This window comes from Klebsiella sp. Ech2A (assembly GCF_030078455.1).
GTDB lineage: Bacteria > Pseudomonadota > Gammaproteobacteria > Enterobacterales > Enterobacteriaceae > Klebsiella > Klebsiella terrigena.
In genome coordinates this window covers 1-7930 of the sequence record NZ_JAQGFU010000191.1, presented here as the reverse complement: position 1 = coordinate 7930, position 7930 = coordinate 1, and the positions used below count along the sequence as shown (strand labels likewise).

Sequence of the window (7930 nt, the reverse complement as noted above, 5' to 3'; positions counted from 1 at the left end):
CCCCCAATGCTCTACACTTCCTGATTATCTACGCCAAACCCAAGGAAACCGTCATGAGCACAATTAAAAGCTACGCCGCCAAAGAAGCGGGCGCCGATCTGTCGCTGTGGGAATACGACGCCGGCGAACTCCGGCCGGAAGATGTCGAGGTGCAGGTGGAGTACTGCGGCATCTGCCACTCGGACCTGTCGATGATCGACAACGAATGGGGCATGTCGAGCTACCCGCTGGTTGCCGGGCATGAAATCATTGGCCGCGTCGCGGCGCTGGGCAGTGCGGCGCAGGAGAAAGGGCTGAAGGTCGGCCAGAAGGTCGGCATCGGCTGGACGGCGCGCAGCTGCGGGCACTGCGACGCCTGTATCAGCGGCAACCAGATCAACTGCCTGGAAGGCTCGGTGCCGACCATCATCAACCGCGGCGGCTTTGCCGATAAGCTGCGCGCCGACTGGCAGTGGGTGATCCCGCTGCCGGAAAGCATCGATATCGAATCCGCCGGCCCGATGCTCTGCGGCGGTATCACCGTCTTTAAACCGCTGCTGATGCATCGCGTCACCGCCACCAGCCGCGTCGGCGTCATCGGCATCGGCGGCCTCGGCCATATCGCCATCAAGCTGCTGCGCGCGATGGGCGCGGAGGTCACCGCCTTCAGCTCCAACCCGGCGAAAGAGCAGGAAGTGCTGGCGATGGGCGCCGATCGCGTGGTCAACAGCCGCGATCCTGAAGCCTTAAAAGAACTGGCCGGCCAGTTCGACCTGATCATCAACACCGTGGCGGTGGATCTCGAATGGCAGCCGTACTTCGAAGCCCTCTCCTGGGGCGGCAACTTCCACACCGTCGGCGCGGTGATGAAGCCGTTCCCGGTTCCCGCCTTCACCCTGATCGGCGGCGACCGCAGCATCTCCGGTTCGGCGACCGGCAACCCGTCCGAGCTGCGCAAGCTGATGAAGTTTGCCGGACGCAGCAAAGTGGCGCCAACCACCGAGCTGTTCCCGATGTCGCAAATCAACGAGGCGCTCAAGCACGTGCGCGAAGGCAAGGCCCGCTATCGGGTGGTGCTGAAAGCCGACTTCTGACGATCTCCGCCGCGCTCAGGCCGCATATACGCTGCCTGAGCGCCGGTCTGTAACCTCTCTGCCGGGCATCCCGTCTGCCCGGCAGCTGCGCCCCCGGTCATTAAATAGTCATCTTCCCGCCATACTTTTGCAGTCAAAGCTTCTCACAATCCGTGCTTCGACAATGCCCGATTGAGACGTCGCCGTTATGAGAAAAAGCTGGCTCCCCTGGCTGATACTGTCACCTTCGCTGCTGTTTTTACTGCTCTTTACCTGGTTCCCGCTGGGGCGATCGGTCTACGACAGCCTGTTCGATACCCGGATGGTCAGCGACGGCGCGCAGTTCGTCGGCCTCGATAACTTCACCCGCCTGTTCGCCGATAGCGTCTTCTGGCAGTCGCTGGTCAACAACCTGCTCTATATCCTGCTGACGGTGGTGCCGGGCGTGACCCTCGCCCTGCTGCTGGCGGTGGCGCTGAGCGAAAACCACCGCCTCAACCGCTGGCTGCGTACCGCCTTCTTCTTCCCGATGATTATCCCGATGGTCAGCGCCGCCGCGCTGTGGCTGTTTATCTTTATGCCCGGCCTCGGCCTGCTCGACCACTATCTGGCGAAAATCTTCGGACCCATGAACAACAACTGGCTGGGGCGCAGCAACACCGCCCTGCTGGCGCTGGCGCTGATTGGGGTGTGGAAGTTCGCCGGCTACTACATGCTGTTTTTCCTCGCCGGCCTACAGAGCATCCCCGCCTCGACCCGCGAAGCGGCGATTATGGAAGGCGCCACCCGCCGCCAGGTGTTCTTTAAGGTCACCCTGCCGCTGCTGCGCCCGACCCTGAGCTTCGTCATCACCACGGCGCTGATCTACTCCATCACCCAGATTGACCACGTGGCGGTGATGACCCGCGGCGGGCCGGACAACGCCACCACCGTGCTGCTCTACTACATCCAGAACCTGGCGTGGGATACCCACGACTTCGGCAAAGCCTCCGCCGCCACCTTCCTGACGCTGGCCGGGCTGTTCGCCTTCTCGCTGCTTAACCTCAGACTGCTGGAAAAAGGAGCCCACCATGAGCGCTGAAATCTCGCCGCTGGCCGTGCGCTCGCCGGGCGCATCGCGTCCGCTGTGGCTACGCCTGCGCCGTTCGCAGCCCTTTACCCTCAGCGTGCTGATGTGCTGCCTGGCGCTGCTGTGGGTCAGCCCGTTTATCTGGATGCTGGCGACCTCGTTTAGCGCCACCACCTTCGGCGAGGATATGGCCTCGCTGCTGCCCCGGCTGCCGCTGACCCTCGATAACTTCCGCGACGCCTGGGCCAGCGCCGACTGGCTGAGCCTCTACGCCAACACCCTTATCTTCGCCTTCGGCACCTTCGGCGTGCAGCTGCTGACCATCACCACCGCCGGCTACGTCTTCGCCTGCCACGAGTTCCGCGGCAAGCAGACCCTGTTCCTGCTGTTTTTAGTGCAGCTGATGATCATGCCGGTAGTGATGATGGTGCCGAACATGCTGACCCTGAAAACCTTCGGCCTGCTCAACACCCTCACCGGGGTGATGATGCCCTACTTCACCTCGGCGTTCGGCGTGTTCCTGATGCGCCAGGCGTTCCTCGCCATCCCCAAAGAGCTGGAGGAAGCCGCGCTGATGGAGGGCTGTCGCTGGTGGCAGGTGCTGTTCCGCGTGCTGCTGCCGATGTCCTGGCCGTCGGTGCTGGCCTTCGCCACCGTCAGCATTACCTACCACTGGAACGAATACCTGTGGCCGCTGATGATGCTCAACGATCCCGATAAGCAGGTGCTGACCGTGGGGCTGGTCTCCTTCGCCATGGGCGCCGAATCCGGCGGCCAGTGGGGCACCATCGGCGCCGGGACGCTGATGGTCTGCCTGCCGCTGATGCTGGCCTTCATCCTTTTCCAGAAACAGTTCCTGCGAAGCTTCGGCTTCTCCGGGATCAAATAAGGAGTTATTGATGTTGTTAGCGCAAATTTCCGATACCCACTTCCGCAGCCACGGCCAGAAGCTGTACGGCTTTATCGACGTTAATGCCGCCAACGCCGACGTGGTTTCCCAGCTCAACGCCCTGCAGGAGCGTCCGGACGCGGTGGTGGTCAGCGGCGATATCGTCAACTGCGGTCGCCCGGAGGAGTACGAGGCGGCCCGCCAGATCCTCAGCGGCCTGAACTACCCGCTGTATCTCATTCCCGGCAACCACGACGACAAAGCGCTGTTTCTCGAATACCTGCATCCGCTGTGCCCGCAGCTCGGCAGCGACCCGCAGAACATGCGCTACGCGGTGGACGATTTTACCACCCGCCTGCTGTTTATCGACTCCAGCCGCGCCGGCACCTCCAGCGGCTGGCTGACCGATGAGACCATTAAATGGCTGGAAGCACAGCTGTTCGACGGCGGCGATAAGCCGGCGACGGTATTTATGCACCACCCGCCGCTGCCGCTGGGCAACGCCCAGATGGACCCCATCGCCTGTGAAAACGGCTATCGCCTGCTGGCGCTGGTGGAGCGCTTCCCGTCGCTGACGCGCATCTTCTGCGGCCACAACCACAGCCTGACCCTGACCCAGTACCGCCAGGCGATTATCTCCACCGTGCCGGGAACCGTGCATCAGGTGCCCTATTTCCACGAAGATACCCGCCCGTACTACGACCTGTCGCCGGCCTCCTGCGTGATGCATCGCCAGGTGGGCGAGCAGTGGGTGAGCTACCAGCACTCGCTGGCGCACTATGCCGGGCCGTGGCTGTATGACGAAAACATCAGCTGCCCAACGCAAGAGCACTAATCACGATGCTGAGTCTGCAAAATATCACCAAACGCTTCGACGGCAAGCCGGCCCTCAGCGCCCTGTCGCTGGATATTCACGAAGGCGAGTTCGTGGTGCTGGTCGGCCCCTCCGGCTGCGGTAAAAGCACCCTGCTGCGCCTGCTGGCCGGGCTCGATCGGGTTAGCGACGGTGAAATCTGGCTGCATGAGCAGAACATCACCGATATGTCGCCGCGCGAGCGCAACTTCGCGATGATCTTCCAGAACTACGCCCTGTTCCCGCATCTGTCGGTGCGCGACAACATCACCTTCGGCATGAAGGTGCGCAAAGAGGAGAAGGCCAGCTGGCAGCCGCGGGTGGATAACGTCGCGCAGATGCTGCAGCTGGACGCCCTGCTGGATCGCAAGCCGGCGAAGCTCTCCGGCGGCCAGCGCCAGCGGGTGGCGATGGCCCGCGCCATCGTGCGCAATCCGCGCCTGTTCCTGATGGATGAGCCGCTCTCCAACCTCGACGCCCGCCTGCGCAGCGAGGTGCGCGACAGCATTATGGATCTCCACCAGCAGCTAAAAACCAGCACCGTGTACGTCACCCACGACCAGACCGAGGCGATGTCGATGGCCGACCGCATCGTGGTGATGAACGCCGGCCACGTGCAGCAGGTCGGGCGTCCGGAGCACCTCTACGCCCACCCGGCCAACCTGTTCGTCGCCGGGTTTATCGGCTCCCCGGCGATGAACCTGCTGTCGCTGCCCTGCGCCGACGGCGAGGTACGGCTCGGCGAGCTGCTCCATCCGCTGCCGCCGGGCTATCGCGACGAGTCCCGCGTCTGGCTAGGGATCCGCCCGGAACATATCAGCGATCGCGTGGAGGAGGGCCATCTGCGCCTGCCCGCCACCGTGTTGCAACGAGAACTGATGGGAGCCGATTACCTGCTCCACGTCAGCACCCCCATCGGCACCCTGCGCTTTAGCCGCCGCCATCGCGGCGCGGTGCCGGAGAAAGGCGATTCGCTGATCCTCGGCTTCTCGCCCGGGGATATTCATCTTTTTCATGCTGAGAAACAGCATAATTTAGCGCCCGCTCATCAGGCGTAATTGTTGCAGTCAGTTTGGACACGGACAGCGCGCAAGAATCGGAGCGTACACGTAGTACGTGAGGATTCTGAGCACTGCCCAGGGTCAAACTGGCAAATAAAATAGCCTGAGGACCAGGCGCTTACTCCAGGAGATTGACCATGCTTAAGCCCTTAGCGGCCATCACCGTCAGCCTTAGCCTTGCCCTCTGCGGTACGGCGCTGGCGAAAGAGAAGATCGATTTCATGTTCCCGGCGCCGGTAGACGGCAAGCTGACCATGGAGATGACCCGCGTCATCAAAGCCTTTAACGACTCGCAGCAGGACGTGGAGGTGCGCGGGATCTTTACCGGCAACTACGACACCACCAAGATCAAAGCCGAGTCGGCGCAGAAGGCCGGGCAGCCGCCGGCGCTGGTGATTATGTCCGCCAACTTCACCACCGACCTGGCGCTCAAGGATGAGATCCTGCCGATGGACGAGCTGTTTAAATACGGCGACCAGAAGGCCGGGGATTTCCTGGTCAAAGAGTTCTGGCCGGCGATGCACAAAAACGCCCAGGTGATGGGCACCACCTACGCTATTCCGTTCCATAACTCGACGCCGATCCTCTACTACAACAAAACCCTGTTCGAGCAGGCCGGGATTAAGCAGCCGCCGCAGACCTGGGCCGAGCTGCTGGCGGATGCCAAAAAGCTGACCGACGAGAGCAAAGGCCAGTGGGGCATTATGCTGCCGTCCACCAACGACGACTACGGCGGCTGGATCTTCTCGGCGCTGGTGCGCGCCAACGGCGGGAAGTACTTTAACGAAGACTATCCTGGCGAAGTCTATTACAACGCCCCGACCACCATCGGCGCCCTGCGCTTCTGGCAGAACCTGGTCTATCAGGACAAGGTGATGCCCTCCGGCGTGCTCAACTCGAAGCAGATCAGCGCGTCCTTCTTCTCCGGCAAGGTGGGGATGGCGATGCTGAGCACCGGCGCGCTGGGCTTTATGCGCGAGAACAGCAAAGACTTCGAGCTCGGCGTGGCGATGCTGCCGGCCAAAGAGCAGCGCGCGGTGCCGATCGGCGGCGCCAGCCTGGTGAGCTTTAAAGGCATTTCCGACGAGCAGAAAAAAGCGGCCTATCAGTTCCTCACTTACCTCGTCAGCCCGCAGGTCAACGGCGAGTGGAGCCGCTTCACCGGCTACTTCTCCCCGCGCAAAGCCGCCTACGATACGCCGGAAATGAAGGCCTATCTGCAGCAGGACCCGCGCGCGGCCATCGCCCTGGAGCAGCTGAAATACGCCCATCCGTGGTACTCCACCTGGGAAACCGTCGCCGTACGTAAGGCGATGGAGAACCAGCTGGCGGCGGTAGTCAACGATGCGAAGGTCACCCCGGAAGCGGCGGCCCAGGCCGCGCAGAAAGAGGCCGATGCCCTGATGAAGCCCTACGTGGATAAAACCGCGCTCGCGGAGATAAAGTAAGCCTCCGCCTCGTCGCCCCGACGGCCGCACCGCGCCGAGCGGGGCGACAAGGCATTTTCACCCCAGCCGTTTGATTTTTCAGCGTAAAAAAGGTACTTTTTCACCCTCTCCCCGCGCGAATGGTCGTACATAATGCCTATTATTCAGTCTGTTGAACGTGCCTTGACGATCCTCGATCTGTTTAACGACCAGGCGAAGGAGCTCAAAATCACCGACATCAGCAAGCAAATGGGCCTGAGCAAAAGCACGCTCCATTCGCTGCTCAAAACCCTGCAGCTGCACGGCTATATCGATCAGAATCCGGAAAACGGCAAATACCGCCTCGGCATGAAGCTGGTGGAGCGCGGCCACTTTGTGGTGGGCTCAATGGATATCCGCCAGAAGGCGAAGGGCTGGCTGACGGAGCTCTCGCAGCATACCGGGCAGACCACCCATCTCGGTATTCTCGACGGCCGCGAAGGGGTCTATATAGAGAAGATCGAAGGCCGGCTCGCCGCCATCGCCTACTCGCGCATTGGCCGCCGCCTGCCGGTGCACGCCACCGCCATCGGCAAGGTGCTGATTGCCTGGCTGAGCGACGCGGAGCTGAATACCCTGCTCGAAGGCTATCAGTACACGCCCTTCACGCCCACGACCATCACTTCCCGCGAGGCGCTGCTGGCAATACTCGCGCAAACCCGCGCCCGGGGCTACGCCCTGGATAGCGAAGAGAACGAACAGGGCGTGCGCTGCGTGGCGGTACCGGTGTGGAATCATGAATCGCGGGTGATTGCCGCGCTGAGCCTCTCCACCCTCACCTCGCGGGTGGATGATGACGAGCTCACCCGCTTCCGGCTGCAGCTGGAAGAGGCCGGGCACCAGCTATCAAAAGCGCTGGGCTACCCGGCCTGATGGCTACTCTGCTACCGGCAGGTAGCGGAAGTAGTCAAAATCAGCGTAGCAGCCGTCGCCGCTGATATCCTCGCAGTGCAGGCCGACGAACGCCCCGGTAAAGAACCCGCGGCCGCCGATATAGTCGTCCGACAGCTTCCACGCCGCGTAGTCGATCGGCACCCGGTGCCAGCTCTCGCCGTCAAACGAATAGCTATAGCGGTACACCAGATGGTCAACGTCCACCCGCAGCCACACGCTCTGCGCCTCGTCCGGCACCGGGATCGGCTGGTCGTGCAGCGGCCAGGAAGGCACGTTGTGGTCGAGCTGCAGCACCTTCAGCGTTCTGCCCCGCCCCTCTTCGAAGTCGACAAAACAGTAGCTCCAGTTTTTAGTGTTGTAATAGCAGGTTAAACCGGCGCTCTGCTGGAAGTTCTCCGGCGCAAACTCCATCCGCGTTTCAGCGCGGAAGGCAAAGTGCTGCCAGCGCCTCGCCACCGTGGACTGGGTAAAGGTGGAGTTAAGCGAATCGTTGCCGTACAGGCGCAGATAGCCCGGCCGGGCGCTGAGGGAGCCGAGCGTCTCATCAAAGGGAATGCGCAGGGTTTGCAGCTCCGGGTCGAGGGCCGCACCATCGAACTCGTCGCACCACGCCGGCTCTGCCGCCGCCTGGCTTTCCGCCATCTGC

8 protein-coding genes are annotated in these 7930 nt (G+C 62.2%); 7 read left to right on the top strand and 1 reads right to left on the bottom strand.

From position 1 onward, the window contains the following. Nucleotides 1–53 precede the first annotated feature (53 nt). The 7 genes from ahr to PFH44_RS22490 all read left to right on the top strand — a co-directional run bounded on the left by ahr (nt 54) and on the right by PFH44_RS22490 (nt 7263). On the top strand, nt 54–1073 hold the full coding sequence (ahr, locus tag PFH44_RS22520) for an NADPH-dependent aldehyde reductase Ahr (RefSeq protein ID WP_045853264.1): 1020 nt from the start codon (nt 54–56) through the stop codon (nt 1071–1073). 187 nt (nt 1074–1260) lie between these two features. Next, nucleotides 1261–2133 carry a carbohydrate ABC transporter permease gene (locus tag PFH44_RS22515; RefSeq protein ID WP_283826208.1) on the top strand — a complete coding sequence of 291 codons (873 nt, stop codon included), beginning with the start codon at nt 1261–1263 and terminating at the stop codon, nt 2131–2133. After that, entirely contained in the window at nt 2123–3010 is an 888-nt protein-coding gene (locus tag PFH44_RS22510) for a carbohydrate ABC transporter permease (protein ID WP_283826207.1), read from the top strand. Before PFH44_RS22515 ends, PFH44_RS22510 begins: the two co-directional genes overlap by 11 nt. A 10-nt stretch (nt 3011–3020) precedes the next feature. After that, entirely contained in the window at nt 3021–3845 is an 825-nt protein-coding gene (locus tag PFH44_RS22505; RefSeq protein WP_283826206.1) for a phosphodiesterase, read from the top strand. Between the two features lie 5 nt (nt 3846–3850). After that, nucleotides 3851–4921 (top strand): ABC transporter ATP-binding protein, encoded by a 1071-nt coding sequence (locus PFH44_RS22500; protein WP_283826205.1) that lies wholly within the window; start codon nt 3851–3853, stop codon nt 4919–4921. A 140-nt stretch (nt 4922–5061) separates the two neighbouring features. Then, a complete protein-coding gene (locus tag PFH44_RS22495; protein ID WP_283826204.1) occupies nt 5062–6372 on the top strand; it encodes an ABC transporter substrate-binding protein in 1311 nt (436 codons plus the stop codon). Between the two features lie 132 nt (nt 6373–6504). Beyond that, nucleotides 6505–7263 carry an IclR family transcriptional regulator gene (locus PFH44_RS22490; RefSeq protein ID WP_283826203.1) on the top strand — a complete coding sequence of 253 codons (759 nt, stop codon included), beginning with the start codon at nt 6505–6507 and terminating at the stop codon, nt 7261–7263. A gap of 3 nt (nt 7264–7266) precedes the next feature. On the opposite strand, the gene PFH44_RS22485 is transcribed toward PFH44_RS22490, so the two are convergent. Further along, a partial coding sequence (locus tag PFH44_RS22485) for a beta-xylosidase family glycoside hydrolase (RefSeq protein ID WP_283826202.1) occupies nt 7267–7930 on the bottom strand: 664 nt, incomplete at its 5' end.

Bases quoted from the DNA above. Each gene is read 5' to 3' on its own strand.
- ahr (WP_045853264.1), top strand. From the start codon at position 54: ATGAGCACAATTAAAAGCTACGCCGCCAAAGAAGCGGGCGCCGATCTG.
- PFH44_RS22515 (WP_283826208.1), top strand. From the start codon at position 1,261: ATGAGAAAAAGCTGGCTCCCCTGGCTGATACTGTCACCTTCGCTGCTG.
- PFH44_RS22510 (WP_283826207.1), top strand. From the start codon at position 2,123: ATGAGCGCTGAAATCTCGCCGCTGGCCGTGCGCTCGCCGGGCGCATCG.
- PFH44_RS22505 (WP_283826206.1), top strand. From the start codon at position 3,021: ATGTTGTTAGCGCAAATTTCCGATACCCACTTCCGCAGCCACGGCCAG.
- PFH44_RS22500 (WP_283826205.1), top strand. From the start codon at position 3,851: ATGCTGAGTCTGCAAAATATCACCAAACGCTTCGACGGCAAGCCGGCC.
- PFH44_RS22495 (WP_283826204.1), top strand. From the start codon at position 5,062: ATGCTTAAGCCCTTAGCGGCCATCACCGTCAGCCTTAGCCTTGCCCTC.
- PFH44_RS22490 (WP_283826203.1), top strand. From the start codon at position 6,505: ATGCCTATTATTCAGTCTGTTGAACGTGCCTTGACGATCCTCGATCTG.